The sequence below is a fragment of the Paenibacillus faecalis genome (assembly GCF_900289175.1).
Taxonomy (GTDB): Bacteria; Bacillota; Bacilli; order Paenibacillales; family Paenibacillaceae; genus Paenibacillus_AQ; species Paenibacillus_AQ faecalis.
In genome coordinates this window covers 3172525-3187848 of record NZ_LT985747.1, presented here as the reverse complement: position 1 = coordinate 3187848, position 15324 = coordinate 3172525, and the positions used below count along the sequence as shown (strand labels likewise).

The 15324-nt window shown below is 46.7% G+C and carries 13 protein-coding genes; 12 read left to right on the top strand and 1 reads right to left on the bottom strand.

Features of this window, described 5'->3' with window-relative positions:
* Positions 1-94 precede the first annotated feature (94 nt).
* The 3 genes from C8268_RS15105 to mgrA all read left to right on the top strand — a co-directional run bounded on the left by C8268_RS15105 (position 95) and on the right by mgrA (position 2825).
* Positions 95-862, top strand: coding sequence for an HAD family hydrolase (locus C8268_RS15105; protein ID WP_106768435.1), 768 nt, complete (start codon positions 95-97; stop codon positions 860-862).
* Between the two features lie 41 nt (positions 863-903).
* The gene (locus C8268_RS15100) at positions 904-1653 is read left to right on the top strand and encodes an NAD-dependent protein deacylase (protein WP_106768434.1); all 750 of its coding nucleotides are present in this window, start codon (positions 904-906) and stop codon (positions 1651-1653) included.
* 167 nt (positions 1654-1820) lie between these two features.
* Positions 1821-2825, top strand: a complete 1005-nt coding sequence (mgrA, locus tag C8268_RS15095) for an L-glyceraldehyde 3-phosphate reductase (RefSeq protein WP_106768433.1) — start codon at positions 1821-1823, stop codon at positions 2823-2825.
* 15 nt (positions 2826-2840) lie between these two features.
* Here the strand turns inward: mgrA and C8268_RS15090 are convergent, their stop codons facing one another.
* The gene (locus C8268_RS15090) at positions 2841-3707 is read right to left on the bottom strand and encodes an AraC family transcriptional regulator (protein ID WP_106768432.1); all 867 of its coding nucleotides are present in this window, start codon (positions 3705-3707) and stop codon (positions 2841-2843) included.
* Positions 3708-3866: 159 nt separating this feature from the next.
* Between C8268_RS15090 and C8268_RS15085 the strand changes: the two genes are divergently transcribed.
* The 9 genes from C8268_RS15085 to ptsP all read left to right on the top strand — a co-directional run bounded on the left by C8268_RS15085 (position 3867) and on the right by ptsP (position 15298).
* A complete protein-coding gene (locus tag C8268_RS15085; RefSeq protein WP_106769978.1) occupies positions 3867-5045 on the top strand; it encodes a galactokinase in 1179 nt (392 codons plus the stop codon).
* Between the two features lies 1 nt (position 5046).
* The gene (gene galE, locus C8268_RS15080) at positions 5047-6036 is read left to right on the top strand and encodes a UDP-glucose 4-epimerase GalE (protein WP_106768431.1); all 990 of its coding nucleotides are present in this window, start codon (positions 5047-5049) and stop codon (positions 6034-6036) included.
* A 15-nt stretch (positions 6037-6051) separates the two neighbouring features.
* A complete protein-coding gene (locus C8268_RS15075) occupies positions 6052-7635 on the top strand; it encodes a UDP-glucose--hexose-1-phosphate uridylyltransferase (protein WP_106768430.1) in 1584 nt (527 codons plus the stop codon).
* A gap of 180 nt (positions 7636-7815) precedes the next feature.
* The gene (locus C8268_RS15070) at positions 7816-8361 is read left to right on the top strand and encodes an NfeD family membrane protein (protein ID WP_106768429.1); all 546 of its coding nucleotides are present in this window, start codon (positions 7816-7818) and stop codon (positions 8359-8361) included.
* Positions 8354-9886 (top strand): flotillin family protein, encoded by a 1533-nt coding sequence (locus C8268_RS15065; protein ID WP_106769977.1) that lies wholly within the window; start codon positions 8354-8356, stop codon positions 9884-9886. The genes C8268_RS15070 and C8268_RS15065 overlap by 8 nt, the downstream gene beginning before the upstream one ends.
* A 195-nt stretch (positions 9887-10081) precedes the next feature.
* On the top strand, positions 10082-10933 hold the full coding sequence (gene glcT / locus C8268_RS15060) for a glucose PTS transporter transcription antiterminator GlcT (protein ID WP_106768428.1): 852 nt from the start codon (positions 10082-10084) through the stop codon (positions 10931-10933).
* Positions 10934-11214: 281 nt separating this feature from the next.
* Positions 11215-13266 (top strand): glucose-specific PTS transporter subunit IIBC, encoded by a 2052-nt coding sequence (gene ptsG, locus C8268_RS15055; RefSeq protein WP_106768427.1) that lies wholly within the window; start codon positions 11215-11217, stop codon positions 13264-13266.
* A gap of 48 nt (positions 13267-13314) precedes the next feature.
* On the top strand, positions 13315-13590 hold the full coding sequence (locus tag C8268_RS15050) for an HPr family phosphocarrier protein (protein WP_106768426.1): 276 nt from the start codon (positions 13315-13317) through the stop codon (positions 13588-13590).
* Positions 13583-15298, top strand: a complete 1716-nt coding sequence (ptsP, locus tag C8268_RS15045; protein WP_106768425.1) for a phosphoenolpyruvate--protein phosphotransferase — start codon at positions 13583-13585, stop codon at positions 15296-15298. Before C8268_RS15050 ends, ptsP begins: the two co-directional genes overlap by 8 nt.
* Positions 15299-15324: the final 26 nt, after the last annotated feature.

The following is a 15324-nucleotide window of genomic DNA, read 5'->3' as shown; positions in this document are numbered from 1 at the left end:
TAGGGGGAGCGGTACGATAGACTTTAGCAAGGAAGAAAAAGAAGACATTTTTATATAGAAAGAGTATTATCGAAAGAAAAGGGAGGGATTGTCAGTGCCGCTTCTTCAGGTCAATGGGCACAGGGCTTCGTGCCGGGGGATTTTGTTTGATAAGGACGGTACGTTGCTTCATTTTATGGCGCTATGGGGAGGATGGGCTGACTATGTTCTCCGGTATATGGAAGAGCATTTGGGGCTTATGGGAGCCGAATTTACCGTACCTAGAGAGAGGGTGCTTGGCACGGTACACGATTCAGGCGGAGCTGTAACGGATTATGATGTTCAAGGTCCGCTTGCCATGGGGAGCGTAGAGGAGACCACCGGAATGCTGGCTTGGCAGCTGTACGCTGCCGGAATGCCCTGGGATGAAGCCATCCTTCAGGTAAATCGAATAACGAATGACGCACTGCTCCAAATTCGGCAGCATAAGCCTGCGTTTCCTATGCCGGGATTGGATGCGTTTTTACAGTCGTGCAGAAAGGCTGGCTTGGAACTAGCTGTGGTAACTTCGGATACGACTGCAGCCGCACTGGAGCATTTGGAATGGATGGGGATTCGCTCCTTTTTTCCGGTTGTTCTTGGCCGAGATCAGGTTAAGAACAGTAAGCCGCATCCTGAAATAGCAGAAAAAGCATGCAGAATGCTCGGGCTGGAGCCGGGTGAAGTTGTTGTAATTGGGGATAGCAATGCGGATATGCTGATGGCCAGACAAGCTGGAGCAGCAATGGCCGTCGGGCTTTGTCGCGGGGACGGAGAAGGCGATCATCTTGTAGATGCCGAGGTTGTCATCTCCGATTATAATGAAATAAAGATTGTTGATTAGATTGGTAAATTGAAATGCTTTTTTTAAAGGAGGTGTATGATTTGGATAACAGGGAAAAGATTGAAAAGTTGGCGACATGGATTGAAGCAAGTGATTATATCGTTTTTTTTGGAGGAGCCGGAACGTCAACAGAAAGCGGAATTCCGGATTTTCGCTCAGCCGCAGGTCTGTATCAAACAGAGCATCATTCTCCGTATCCTCCGGAGGAAATGCTCAGCCATACCTTTTTTATAAATCATCCCGATGTGTTTTTTGATTTTTATCGAAGCAAAATGCTGCATCCAAACGCGGAGCCTAACGGCTGTCACAAGCTGCTGGCCAGACTTGAGAAGGAAGGCAAGCTGAAAGCCATTATTACTCAAAATATTGACGGATTGCATCAAATCGCTGGAAGTACGGACGTTTTGGAGCTGCACGGCTCTATTCACCGGAATTATTGTATGGGCTGTTCACGTTTTTACTCACTGGAAGAGGTTATGGCGATCAAAGAGACCGTTCCGCTTTGTTCCAATTGCGGGGGGATGATCAAGCCGGATGTTGTTTTGTACGAAGAAGAACTGGATCATAACATTCTAATGCGCTCTATACAGGAAATATCCACAGCAGATTTGCTTATCATCGGCGGTACATCGCTTACAGTGCATCCAGCTGCGGCGTTGGTAAATTATTTTCATGGTAGCAAAACAGCGCTGCTCAATGCAGATCCGACGCCATATGACTATCGGGCCGGATTGCTTATCACTGAACGCATCGGCCAGGTCATGGCCCAGATCGATAACCTGCTTCGTTAATATTGAGCAGATGTGGTTGACCGTCCCCTATGCGGTGCCATATTCGCGCGCTGGGAGCAGCGTGCAGATTAAGGATGAAGTGCGTTTCTTCAGAATTATAAGAGCCAAGCAGTTATATTTCATAAAAAGTAGTTGTTTATGAAAATCAAGAGAGGCAGGGATCGCAAATGACTTATGTAGCAAGTGAAGACCGCTATGAAGGAATGATATACAATCGTTGCGGGCGATCAGGTTTAAAGCTTCCGGCCATTTCCCTGGGGCTTTGGCATAATTTCGGCGGCATCGATGCATATGAGAACGGTCGTAATATGATTACTCGCGCATTTGATCTCGGAATCACCCATTTTGACTTGGCGAACAATTACGGACCGCCTGCCGGTTCAGCAGAAGAAACGTTTGGCAAAATACTGTCACGCGATCTGAAACCATACCGTGACGAGCTTGTGATCTCTTCCAAAGCCGGATACTATATGTGGCCTGGACCTTATGGAGAGTGGGGTTCACGCAAGTATATGATCGCCAGTCTGGATCAAAGCCTGAAACGGATGGGGCTGGATTATGTTGATATTTTCTACTCCCATCGAATGGACCCGGACACACCTCTGGAAGAGACGATGATGGCGCTTGACCATATCGTTCGATCGGGTAAAGCGCTTTACATCGGCATATCGAATTACTCGCCAGAGAAAACAGAAGAGGCTATTGGGATTTTGAAAAGCCTGGGTACGCCATTGTTAATTCATCAGCCGAGCTACTCCATGTTAAACCGTGGAGTGGAGAACGGTCTGTTTGATGTATTGGAAAAGAGCGGTGTCGGAGCTATAGCATTTACCCCGCTGGCACAAGGATTGTTAACGAATAAATACCTCAACGGTATTCCAAAGGATTCCCGCGCGGCGAGTCCTTCTGTATTTTTGAATGAAAACAATATTACGCCTGATGTGCTGCGCAAGATTCGTGCCTTGAACCAGATGGCGGCGGCTCGTGGTCAAAGTCTGGCCCAATTTGCATTGGCCTGGGCTTTAAGAGACAGGCGCGTAACCTCGGCTCTGATCGGGGCGAGTAAAGTCAGTCAGATCGAAGATAACGTTGCGGCTCTGAACAACCTGGAATTTTCTAAGGAAGAGCTGGACCGCATTGAAACCATTTTAAAAACGGAAAATGAAGGATAGCGTGTTCAAATGCTTTCAGTTACCTGTCATTTCTTTGCGGTAGCTGGACGGAGATTGTCCACAAAAACGTTTAAACTGTCTTGAAAAATATAATGGATCGGTAAGTCCAACCGAGGCGGAAATTTGCTCAACCGAAAGCTCGGGACGCTCGCGCAGCAGCCGCTTGGCCTTGTCGATTCGTAATTTTAACAGGTATGTCACTGGTGATATACCTGTTTCTTTTTTGAATATACGAGATAAGTATGCACGGTTATATCCGAGACTTGCACACATTTGCTCAATGGAGACAGGATGAGCATATTGAGACGCCATGTAGTTAATCATCTGCTTGACCGTACGCTGTACCTGCGGCTCTACCACCGTCAGCTTGGAAGGATGATTCGCACTGTTCATGATCTCGGCCCAAATGAGGTGCAGATAGCCGATGGCAGCTGTATGAGCGCTTTCCTGTTTCATATGAAAACGCTGCTGAATATGATGAATATATTTAGGTATTATGCTGTCATTGCTTGTCACTGAACTGTTTTTCAGAACAGGGCAGCCTGGAAGGAAGCCGGCAGCTTCCACAAGAGAGCAAGCTGTTTCCCCAGTAAAGGCGACCCATCGGTATTTCCATGGGTCATCGTGACATGATACATAACTGACGAGCTGTCCTGGATGAATGAGAAAACAATCACCCGGTCCAAGTTCATAGACATCTGTTTCGGTGCGGAATGTTCCGTGTCCGGATTCAATGGCATGCAGTAAATAATAGTCATATATTTTGGGGCCAAGGGCATGATCGGGTTTCGTCTGGCTTTCACCGGCAAACAGTACATTCAGCATGCCCGGTTCGATTTGAACGGGATTGGAGGATACGGAGTAGCTTTCTTTTTTTTTCATGCTGATCCCTCCCTTTTAAACATTTTAACTACTTTTATTTTACATCGTGAGGTCACATTTATCCATATATACCACACAAGACTGCATTACGCTTATCGTATAAGTCTTTTATACTATGGATAACGGTACTACCATATGTACAGGATGGAGTGATACATGATGAATACAGAGCAGATGATTAAGAAATTTATAGAAAAATACGGTGAAGGCAATCACTCACATCGGGTGTTCAATGCACCTGGACGTGTGAATCTGATTGGCGAGCATCTGGATTATAACGGAGGCTATGTGCTTCCAGCAGCACTTGAATTCGGGACAACCCTTGTGATCCGTGAGCGTGACGATCAGCAGATTTCATTTGCGTCTACCAATATGCCGTATGAAGTAACTCTCACGATGGAAGAGGTTTTTAGCGGTAAAAGCGGCGAGTGGACGGATTACCCGATCGGGGTCATTCAGGAACTGGATAAGGTTGGATCAAAGCTAACAAAAGGCTATGATTTGCTGTACCACGGTGATATTCCGAACGGAGCAGGACTTTCCTCATCGGCTTCGATTGAAGTTGTAACCGCTTTTGCTTTGCTTTCAATGGAAGGCCGGGAGATCGATACTGTGGAAATTGCAAAGCTGTCCCAGAGAGCAGAAAACTTGTTTGTTGGCGTCAATTCAGGGATTATGGACCAGTTCGCAGTAGCTAACGGGCGCAAAGATCATGCTATTTTGCTCATGTGCGACACGCTGGAATATGAATTGGTTCCGTTTGAAACAGGAGCTTATAAAATTGTAATTGCCAATACGAATAAACGAAGAGGTTTGGTGGATTCCAAATACAACGAACGGCGTAGTGAGTGTGATCAAGCGCTGGAACTATTGCAAAAGGAGATGCCTTCTCTTCAATATTTGGCGCAGCTAACGACTGAACAATTCGCTGCGCTTCAAAACAGCATTTCCGATGAAACGGTAAGACGACGCGCCCAGCATGTCGTGGAAGAGAATCAGCGGGTGCTTGATTCGGTAGAAGTATTAAAGAATAACGATCTGGAGACTTTCGGCAAATATATGAACCAGTCTCACGATTCTTTGCGCTATTTGTACGAAGTTACCGGAAATGAATTGGATGTCATGGTAGAAGAATTCCAGCGTCATGCAGGTACGCTTGGAGCTCGAATGACAGGGGCTGGTTTCGGCGGTTGTACTGTGGCATTAGTTCATGAAGATCATATCGAGAAGGTAATGAAGGAAGTTGCACAACAGTATGAAGCAAGAACGGGACTTCGACCTGATTTTTATGTGTGCGGCGTTGGACAGGGTGTACATGAAATAAAGGGGGCGCTATAAAATGGCGATTTTAGTTACTGGCGGTGCTGGATACATTGGATCTCATACTGTAGCTGAGCTGTTGGAGCGTGGGGAGGAAGTTGTTGTCCTTGACAGTCTGGAAACAGGACACCGAGATGCTCTTTTGGGTGGAAAGCTCTACGAGGGAGATTTGCGTGACAAGGCGTTGTTAAAAAAGCTGTTTTCTGAAAATGAAATTGATGCGGTTATTCATTTTGCAGCCAATTCTCTCGTTGGTGAGAGTATGAAGAACCCTGTGAAATATTATGACAATAACGTATTTGGCACATTGTGCCTGCTGGAAGCGATGAATGAGGCTAATGTGCGAAAGATTGTATTTTCATCCACGGCTGCAACGTATGGCGAACCAGAGAAGGTGCCGATCGAAGAAAAAGACCGTACAGAGCCATTGAATGTATACGGCGAAACGAAGCTGATGATGGAAAGAATGATGTCCTGGTTTGATAAGGTGCTGGGCATCAAGTATGTATCATTGCGGTATTTTAACGCGGCAGGCTCTCATGTCAGCGGCAAGATCGGTGAGGACCATCGTCCGGAAACCCATTTGATTCCGCTCATACTTCAGACAGCGCTGAAACAGCGTGAGCATATCTCCGTCTTTGGTGATGATTATCCGACAGCCGACGGCACTTGTATACGGGATTATATTCATGTCAGCGATCTGGCTGACGCTCATCTTCGCGCAGTAGATTACTTGCGCCGCGGCGAGGACAGCAATGTGTTCAATCTGGGGAATGGACTCGGGTTCTCGGTTAAGGAAGTCATCGAAGTATCCAAGCAGGTAACAGGTCGTGATATTCCGGTTGTGATTGAAGCCCGCCGTGCCGGAGACCCGGCAGTTTTGGTCGCTTCCTCCGAGAAGGCCCGGAACATCCTGGGATGGAAGCCTGCCTATAATAAGCTTGAGGATATCATCGAGAGCGCCTGGAAGTGGCATAGCAGCCACCCGCAAGGGTATGGCGACAATTAAGGGGGATTGAAAAAGATGGAAAACCAGACAGCAAGAACTCCCGAAATGGAAAAAGCGCTTCATGCAATCGAACGCCTTGTTCTCTTTGCCCTTCGCAAAGGATTAATCCGGGAAGCGGATCATGATTACAGCCGAAACCTGCTTATGGAGGATTTTGGATTTAGTGAGCCTTACGCTGGAAAGTTAAATGACGAGCTGCCTGACGGCCCGCAACCGATGCTTGATGTTCTGATCGATTATGCGGCTGACAACGGAATGATTCCAGAAAATACAGACACATATCGTGATCTGCTGGATGCAAAAATTATGGGGCGCTTGATGGCCCGCCCTTCTGAGATCGTTCAGGCATTCAACCGGACGAAGCAGAACCAGGGCATTGAAGCGGCGACAAGCGATTTTTACAAACTTTGTATCGACTCCAACTACATTCGGATGGACCGCGTGTCCAAGAACGAATATTGGAAGCATGCAACTGTTTACGGAGACATTGAAATTACCATTAACTTGTCTAAACCGGAAAAGAGTCCAAAAGAAATTGCCATGGCCAAGCTGCTGCCTCCACCTGTATATCCGAAATGCCAGCTATGCAGGGAGAATGTCGGTTATGCAGGACGGGTTAACCATCCGGCCCGGCAAAATCTAAGAGTGATTCCTTTAGAACTAAAGGAGGAAAAATGGTTTTTTCAATATTCTCCTTATGTGTACTATAACGAGCACTGTATCGTGTTCCATCATGATCATGTTCCGATGAAATTAACAAAGGATACGTTTGAGCGCTTGCTGGATTTCGTCACGGTATATCCGCATTATTTCCTTGGTTCAAACGCTGATCTTCCGATTGTCGGTGGCTCGATCTTGACCCATGATCATTTCCAAGGCGGACGACATACATTTCCGATTCAAAATGCGCCTAAAGTAGCCGGTTTCAAAAATTCAGACTATCCGAATGTTTCTGTCGATATTGTCAACTGGCCGATGTCAGTCATTCGTTTATCGTCGAAGGATCGGAGTGCGCTGCTTGAATGTGCCGATCATATTTATGAATCGTGGAAAAGCTACAGTGACTCTTCAGTAGATATTGAAGCAAGCAGCGAGGTGGATGGAAAGCAGGTTCGTCATAATACGGTTACTCCGATTGCACGCCGAAGTGCTGAAGGCGGTTACGAGATGGATTTGGTGCTTCGAAACAACCGAACGAGCGAGGAGTATCCAGAAGGCATATTTCACCCGCATCGGGAAATGCACCATATCAAGAAAGAAAATATCGGTTTAATTGAAGTTATGGGTCTGGCCATTCTTCCTGGGCGCCTTAAAGTGGAGCTGGATCGAATCGCTGGTATTTTGTCCGGGGATGATGAGCTGTATGAAGCCGTACAATCGGACGGACATGAACTTGCGGTTCATCGTGACTGGATCAAACAGCTGAAGGAGCAAACAGGTGAAGCCATGACGAAGGAGGAAGCGGTGAAGCTGATCCGCAGCGAAGTTGGTGATATTTTCACCACCATCCTCGAACAAGCCGGCGTCTATAAACATACAGACGAGGGGCGTACGGCATTCCGCCGCTTTCTTGAGGGCGCAGGATTTTCAGCACAATAATTTTTAGAGTGTTATAACGAAGCCGCAGTTCCTCATTGGAATTGCGGTTTTTCATATAACGGTTGTATTGAATGAGATCGAAGTAAATATGGCGAATTAGGAAAATGTTTGAAACGAAGTTAACTTTGCCCCGTATTACTTTATTATATACAGTGAGGGATTCTGAAGGAGGCAGTCAAAATGGAGGCACTGTTTTGGGGATGTTTAATCGGAGGGGTACTGTTTGCCGTCGTGACCGTTTTGCTGGGGGATGTTCTGAGCGGAGCACTGGACGGGATGCTTGATTTTTTGTCCGTTGATTTCTTCAAGCCTGTTGTGTTGGCAGCGGCAGTTACTGTTTTTGGAGGTACGGGCATTATGCTGCAGAAGTACACCGACTTATCCCCGGGACCGCAGGTTGTCATATCTGTACTTGTAGCTATTCTGATATCCATTGTCGTGTATTTCGGTTATGTGCGTCCGATGGAGAATAGTGAAAACTCAACAGGCTTTTCCATTCAAGAGTTGGTGGGGAGAATCGGGGAAATTACCGTTCCGTTGCCAGCTCAAGGTTATGGGGAAGTGATGGTGAGGGTAGGAGCAAGCAATACATTACATATTGCCTCCAGTTTTGATGAAACGCCGCTTGCTGCCGGAGTTCGGGTAGTGGTTGTGGAAGTGGCTGAAGGCGTCCTGAGGGTGACCGAGCTGGAAGAACGAAAGGGAGATGAGTATGAACTTGCCTGATTATTTATTGATTCCATCTATTGTTGTAGGGGTTATTATTGTACTGGGTCTTGCTTTTTGGGCTCGCTACAAGACGGTTAGTCCGGATGAAGCCATGATTGTGACCGGGTCATTTCTTGGCAGCAAAAATATTTCACAGGATGAGTCCGGGCGAAAAATCAAAATCGTTCGCGGTGGAGGCGCATTTATTTTACCGGTTTTTCAAAAATCCGAGTTTATTTCACTGCTTTCGCATAAGCTTGATGTCATGACACCGGAGGTCTATACGGAGCAAGGAGTTCCGGTTTTAGCAGACGGAGTTGCGATTATCAAAATAGGTAGTTCAATCGAGGATGTGTCCACAGCGGCAGAGCAGTTCCTCGGTAAACCGGTAGATTCACTGAAGGGTGAGGCTCAGGAAGTGCTGGAAGGCCATCTGCGCGCGATCCTGGGTTCAATGACGGTCGAGGAAGTCTATCGCAACCGGGATAAATTTGCTCAGGAAGTTCAAGGTGTGGCTGCTCGCGATCTGAAGAAAATGGGATTACAAATTGTGTCCTTTACGATTAAGGATGTACGTGATAACCATGGTTACTTGGAAGCGCTCGGTAAGCCGCGGATTGCAACGGTGAAGCGGGATGCGGAAATCGCCGAGGCTGAGGCCGTGCGGGATGCCCGTATTCAAAAGGCGCGCGCCGAAGAAGAAGGACAGAAGGCTGAGCTGCTGCGTGATACGAATATCGCGGAGGCCGCGAAGGATAAGGAACTTAAAGTAGCCTCTTTTAAGAGGGAGCAGGATACGGCCAAAGCGGAAGCCGACCAGGCGTATCATATTCAGGAAGCCAGAGCGAAACAAACGATGGTAGAAGAACAGATGAAGGTGGAACTTGTCCGGAAAGAACGGGAAATCGATCTTCAGGAAAAAGAAATTGTGGTTCGCCAAAAGCAGTATGATGCCGAAGTGAAGAAAAAGGCTGATGCTGACCGATATGCAGTTGAGCAGGCTGCTGAGGCTGAAAAAGCACGTAAAATGCGTGAAGCAGATGCTTTGCAATATTCCATCGAAACTCAGGCGAAAGCTTCCGCTGAGCAGAAGCGTTTGGAAGGTCAGGCTGTCGCTGATGCTGAACGCGCTAAAGGTACCGCGGAAGCAGAGGTTATTCGTTTGCGCGGTTTGGCAGAAGCGGATGCAAAGGAAAAACTTGCGGAAGCTTTCCAAAAGTTCGGGGAAGCTGCCGTACTCGACATCATTGTCAAGATGCTGCCTGAGCTTGCAGGGAAAATCGCGCAGCCTATATCGTCCATTGAAAAATTGACCGTTGTTGATACAGGGAAGGGCGAAGGGGCAGCTCGTGTCAGCAATTATGTGACGGAACTGATGTCTACCGCCCCGGAGATGCTAAAGAGTGTTTCAGGAATTGATGTTGAAAAGCTGATTCAAGATTTGACTAAACGCCCTGCGGCTTCACCTCAAAAGCCAGCTGCAGCTCAACCGATTGAACCAGAGCCGGTAACGCTGGAAGTTGGAGCGGCTAAAGAAGAATAATAGATCTGGATCAGCGGAAATGACCGCTAGATTCGAGAAAAGAAGGTCGAGTTCAGGGGGATATTTTTCTCCCATACTCGACCTTTTACTTTATCACGGCGATTCTCAAGTATTGACATATATCTCGTTTTGATGAAATAGTAGTTATCTGTTAGAATGAGCTAGATATATGTGTTAGTCAAATGAGGTGCGGATGTGAGCAGTTTACGAGTAGCTAAAGTATTAAATAATAATGTAATCATAGCAAAACATCCTCAATATGATGAGGTCGTCGTCATCGGTAAAGGGATCGGTTTCAAACGCAAGCCAAATGAACGTATACCGCTGTCAGCTGTTGAAAAAATGTTTATTTTGACCAAACCTGAGGAGCAGGAGCAGTATAAACAGCTTGTCCCCCAGATTGACGAACAGTTAATTGAAGCCATGAACGATATCATACTTCATGCTTCAAAATCCATGGACGGGTCCCTAAATGAGCATATACACATAGCTTTGACGGATCATATCGCATTTGCTATGAAGCGCCATAAACAAGGTCTTCTGATTCATAACCCTTTCTTGTATGAAACAAAGGAATTGTATCCTGAAGAATTTCAGATGGCTGAATATGCTGTGGAGATTATTAAAAAGCGGCTTGGGGTAGATCTCGGTCAAGATGAGGCCGGTTTCATCGCTCTTCACTTCCATAGTGCATTGACAAATCAGCATATTTCAGAGGTTAGAAAATATTCCGAACTTGTATCTGATCTCGTACAGATGGTTGAGCTTAAACTGGAGTATAAAATCCCGCGGGATTCCCTTGATTATTCTAGACTGGTTACACATCTGCGCTTTGCCATAGAAAGGATACGGCGGGGAGAATCAATCGATGAATCAGGGCCGCTGGATAGTCTTCTTAAACGAGAGTACCCAGAAATGTATGCGCTAGCTTGGACGTTAACCAAAATAATGGAGCAGCGTCTGAAAAAGCCGATTTATCCGGCAGAGGCAGGTTATTTGAGCATTCATTTGCAGCGGCTTGCTCAAAGAAAAGAACAAAATGAATAATTCGTGAACATTTGATGAGTTATCGTGTATTGGCTTGAAACCGGATGAAATGGGTGTTATGATACTGTCAGTAATTTAACAAAACTGCAAATCAACGTGTAACTGATTCGATCAGGCATGAGTGTATAACAGGTTATTTTGGTTGCTTCCATCATTTATATGGGTATATTAGCCGTATAAGTGATAGAAGCAATCGATACCTGGTATATATTCATGCCTTTTTTGATTTGAAGTTTTGTATGTACACCTTGATTCGACAATTAGAAGGAAGGGGTATTACAATGTTCAAGCGATTTTTTGGTGTACTGCAGAGGGTCGGTAAGGCACTCATGCTGCCGGTTGCTATCCTCCCGGCTGCCGGCCTGCTATTGGGGTTAGGTAATATGCTGGTCAATGATGACTTCCTGCAATATGCCCCATGGCTTGGAGCAGAATGGATTCAAGCGGTTGCAACGATCATGATGAACGCCGGACAGATCGTATTTACGAATTTGTCATTGCTGTTTGCTGTTGGTGTAGCCGTAGGATTGGCCGGAGGTGACGGAGTTGCGGGCCTTGCTGCCATTGTCGGATATCTTGTGATGAACGTAACCATGGGAACGGTGATTGGTGTCACACCGTCCATGATCGGGACTGACAATGCATATGCAAGCGTGCTCGGTATTCCAACGCTGTCTACCGGCGTTTTCGGGGGGATCATAGTCGGTATATTAGCAGCCAGCATGTACAATCGGTTTTTCAAAATCGAGCTGCCATCTTATCTGGGCTTCTTTGCAGGCAAGCGATTTGTACCGATTATGACAGCTGTGACTTCGGTGTTGCTGGGCTTGCTCATGACGGTGATCTGGCCGCCGATTCAAACGGGGCTAAATGCCGCTTCACATTTTATGTTGGAGCAGAATTTAACGCTGTCGGCGTTTGTGTTCGGCGTCGTGGAGCGAGGGTTGATTCCGTTTGGTCTGCATCACATCTTCTATTCACCGTTTTGGTTTGAATTCGGTGAGTATGTGAACCAGGCAGGACAGGTCATACGCGGGGATCAAAATATTTTTATGGCCCAGCTTCGAGACGGGGTTGAGTTTACCGCAGGTACTTTCATGACGGGGAAATTTCCGTTTATGATGTTCGGTCTTCCGGCTGCGGCACTTGCGATTTTCCACGAAGCAAGACCGGAACACAAAAAGTACGTTGCGGGTATTATGGGGTCGGCCGCTCTGACTTCCTTTTTGACAGGGATTACGGAGCCGCTTGAGTTCTCCTTCTTATTCGTAGCGCCGCTCTTGTTTGCAGTTCATGCAGTATTTGCAGGTTTGTCCTTCATGACGATGCATATTCTGAACACCAAGATCGGAATGACTTTCTCGGGTGGATTAATCGACTATATGATATTCGGGGTAATTCCAAACCGTACACCTTGGTGGAATGTGATCATCGTTGGATTGATCATGGCAGTGATCTACTATTTTGGCTTCCGATTTGTTATTCGCAAGTTCAATCTGAAAACTCCTGGTCGAGAGGATGGGCAGGAAGAGAAGAATGAATCCGGTGGAGGCAGCAAGGATCAATTGCCGTATGAAATTTTGAGCGCACTTGGAGGACAAGCAAACATCGCGCATTTGGATGCGTGTATTACACGTCTTCGTGTTGAAGTGAAAAATAAAGAGAGTGTTGATAAAGCAGGGTTGAAAAAGTTGGGCGCTTCTGGCGTACTGGAAGTAGGCAACAATATTCAAGCGATTTTTGGTACTCGGTCGGATACGATCAAATCGCAAATTCAAGATATTATGTCAGGTCTTGCTCCTGCTCCTTCCTCTGTAACGAATGAAGAGGAATCGGATGTTGTAGAGCAGGAAGCGGAACAAGATGGCGATGCTGTGATGATGGAAGAGATCGTTGCTCCGGTTAACGGGGAACTGATGGATATTTCCAATGTTCCTGATCCGGTGTTTTCCGAACGGATGACAGGTGATGGATTTGCTATTTTGCCCCATGATGGAATGATTTCGTCACCTGTTTCTGGTAAAGTATTTAATGTATTCCCGAGTAAACATGCGGTCGGCATTATGTCCGATGGCGGTAAAGAAGTGCTTGTTCACATTGGTGTAAATACGGTTAAATTGAAGGGACAAGGCTTTAAAGTGCTCGTGAGCGAAGGGGATCATGTATCACCCGGACAGCCGATAATGGAAGTCGATCTGGAATATGTGAGAGAGCATGCCAAATCGATTATAACTCCGGTTATCTTCTCCAATCTTCCAGAGGGAGTGTCGGTGAAGCTGAATAAAACAGGTGTTGTCAAATCAGGCGAACCCAATATTATTACAATGAAATAGTTCATTGGGGAATAATAAATAAATAAAAAAAGAAAGAGGATGAAGAACATGCAAAAAACGTTTAGAATTGTCGACGAGGATGGGATTCACGCACGTCCCGCTACAGCATTGGTAAATACCGCTAATAAATTTAAAGACACAGAATCTTTCGCTGAGGCGAATGGTAAAAAAGTAACGTTGAAATCGATTCTGGGTGTTCTGTCACTGGGGTTGGAGCAAGGGGATACACTTACTCTTATTTCGGAAGGAGCCAGTGAGGAAGAAGCACTGTCTGCATTGACGGACGTTATGATCAATGAAGGGCTGGGCGAACTCAATGAATAATATAAAGGGAATCGCGGCTTCGGCAGGTATTGCCATTGCCCGTGCATTTACCCTGGAGCATCCGGATTACACGGTAACAACTCAAAAGGCGGAGGATGCCGGCAAAGAGGTGGCCAGACTTGAAAGCGCACTGGATAAATCCCGAGCTGAGCTTGAGGCCATTAAGGAGCGGACCCGTCAAGAGCTGGGTGAGAAGAAGGCTGAGATTTTTGAATCTCACCTTCTCATTCTGGATGATCCTGAGCTGATTACACCGGTAAAAGATAAAATTGCCTCGGAAGCAGTTACGGCAGAATATGCTTTGAATGAAACAGCGGAGCAATTTATCGAGATGTTTCAAAATATGAAAAGCGCTTATCTTCAGGAGCGCGCAGCCGATATGCGCGATGTAACGAAGCGTATACTAAAGCATTTGCTTGGACTGAACTATGTTAGTCCGTCCGAAATCAATGAGGAAGTTATCGTCATTGCCGAGGACCTGACACCTTCAGATACGGCGCAGCTGAATCGTCAATATGTCAAAGGCTTCGCAACGAATATTGGTGGCCGCACATCCCATTCAGCGATTATGGCGCGTTCACTTGAAATCCCTGCCGTTGTCGGTACGAAAAACGTTCTTTCTTTGGTGAAAAACGGTGATCTGGTCATCGTTGATGGTCTTGAAGGGAACGTGCTGATCAACCCTTCCGAAGCGACGGTTGCGGAGTACCGCAACAAGCAGGAGGCCTATGCGAAGCAGGTTGAAGAGTGGAAGAAGCTGAGAAGTGAGCCTACTGTATCGAAAGACGGGGTTCAGGTGGAGCTTGCGGCTAATATCGGTACACCTAACGATGTGGCTGGTGTTCTGGAAAACGGAGGTGAAGGCGTAGGGCTCTATCGTACGGAATTTTTGTACATGGGGCGCGAGAAATTGCCTTCGGAGGAAATTCAGTACAATGCCTACAAGACTGTGCTTGAGAAGATGGAAGGCAAGCCTGTTGTAGTTCGCACGCTCGACATCGGGGGCGATAAAGAATTGCCTTATCTCGATTTGCCAAAAGAGATGAACCCGTTCCTTGGATTCCGTGCAGTTCGCCTTTGTCTGGAGCGACAGGATATTTTCAGAACCCAGCTTCGGGCACTGCTCCGGGCAAGTGTTCACGGCGATTTGCGGATTATGTTTCCAATGATCGCTACTTTGGGCGAATTCCGTGAGGCTAAGGCTCTGTTGGAAGAGGAAAAGAGCAAGCTTGTTTCTGAAGGGATCGCTGTTTCAGATAACATCCAACTCGGAATTATGGTGGAGATTCCGTCAACAGCTGTAATGGCCGATCAGTTCGCGAAGGAAGTTGATTTCTTCAGTATCGGAACCAATGATCTGATCCAGTATACGATGGCTGCCGACCGGATGAATGAACGTGTATCTTATCTGTACCAACCGTATAATCCGGCCATTCTGCGTCTTGTAAAAATGGTCATTGATGCTGCTCACCGTGAAGGCCGCTGGGCGGGCATGTGCGGGGAGATGGCAGGAGATCCCGTTGCGATTCCGCTGCTGCTCGGTTTGGGATTGGATGAATTCAGTATGAGTGCAACCTCCATCCTTCCGGCACGCAGTCAAATTTCCCGTCTCTCCCGTGCGGAGATGCAGGAGCTAGCGGCAAAGGCGCTGGAGATGCGCACAGCGGAGGAAGTTGTTGATCTTGTAAAAAAAGCAACTGCTGAGTAAGCAGTAAGCAAGCTGTATGGTTGATC

Excerpts from the sequence above, each read along its gene's own strand:
- ptsG (WP_106768427.1), top strand. The coding sequence starts at position 11,215 with ATGTTCAAGCGATTTTTTGGTGTACTGCAGAGGGTCGGTAAGGCACTC.
- C8268_RS15085 (WP_106769978.1), top strand. The coding sequence starts at position 3,867 with ATGAATACAGAGCAGATGATTAAGAAATTTATAGAAAAATACGGTGAA.
- ptsP (WP_106768425.1), top strand. The coding sequence starts at position 13,583 with ATGAATAATATAAAGGGAATCGCGGCTTCGGCAGGTATTGCCATTGCC.
- C8268_RS15075 (WP_106768430.1), top strand. The coding sequence starts at position 6,052 with ATGGAAAACCAGACAGCAAGAACTCCCGAAATGGAAAAAGCGCTTCAT.
- galE (WP_106768431.1), top strand. The coding sequence starts at position 5,047 with ATGGCGATTTTAGTTACTGGCGGTGCTGGATACATTGGATCTCATACT.
- mgrA (WP_106768433.1), top strand. The coding sequence starts at position 1,821 with ATGACTTATGTAGCAAGTGAAGACCGCTATGAAGGAATGATATACAAT.
- C8268_RS15090 (WP_106768432.1), bottom strand. The coding sequence starts at position 3,707 with ATGAAAAAAAAAGAAAGCTACTCCGTATCCTCCAATCCCGTTCAAATC.
- C8268_RS15050 (WP_106768426.1), top strand. The coding sequence starts at position 13,315 with ATGCAAAAAACGTTTAGAATTGTCGACGAGGATGGGATTCACGCACGT.
- C8268_RS15070 (WP_106768429.1), top strand. The coding sequence starts at position 7,816 with ATGGAGGCACTGTTTTGGGGATGTTTAATCGGAGGGGTACTGTTTGCC.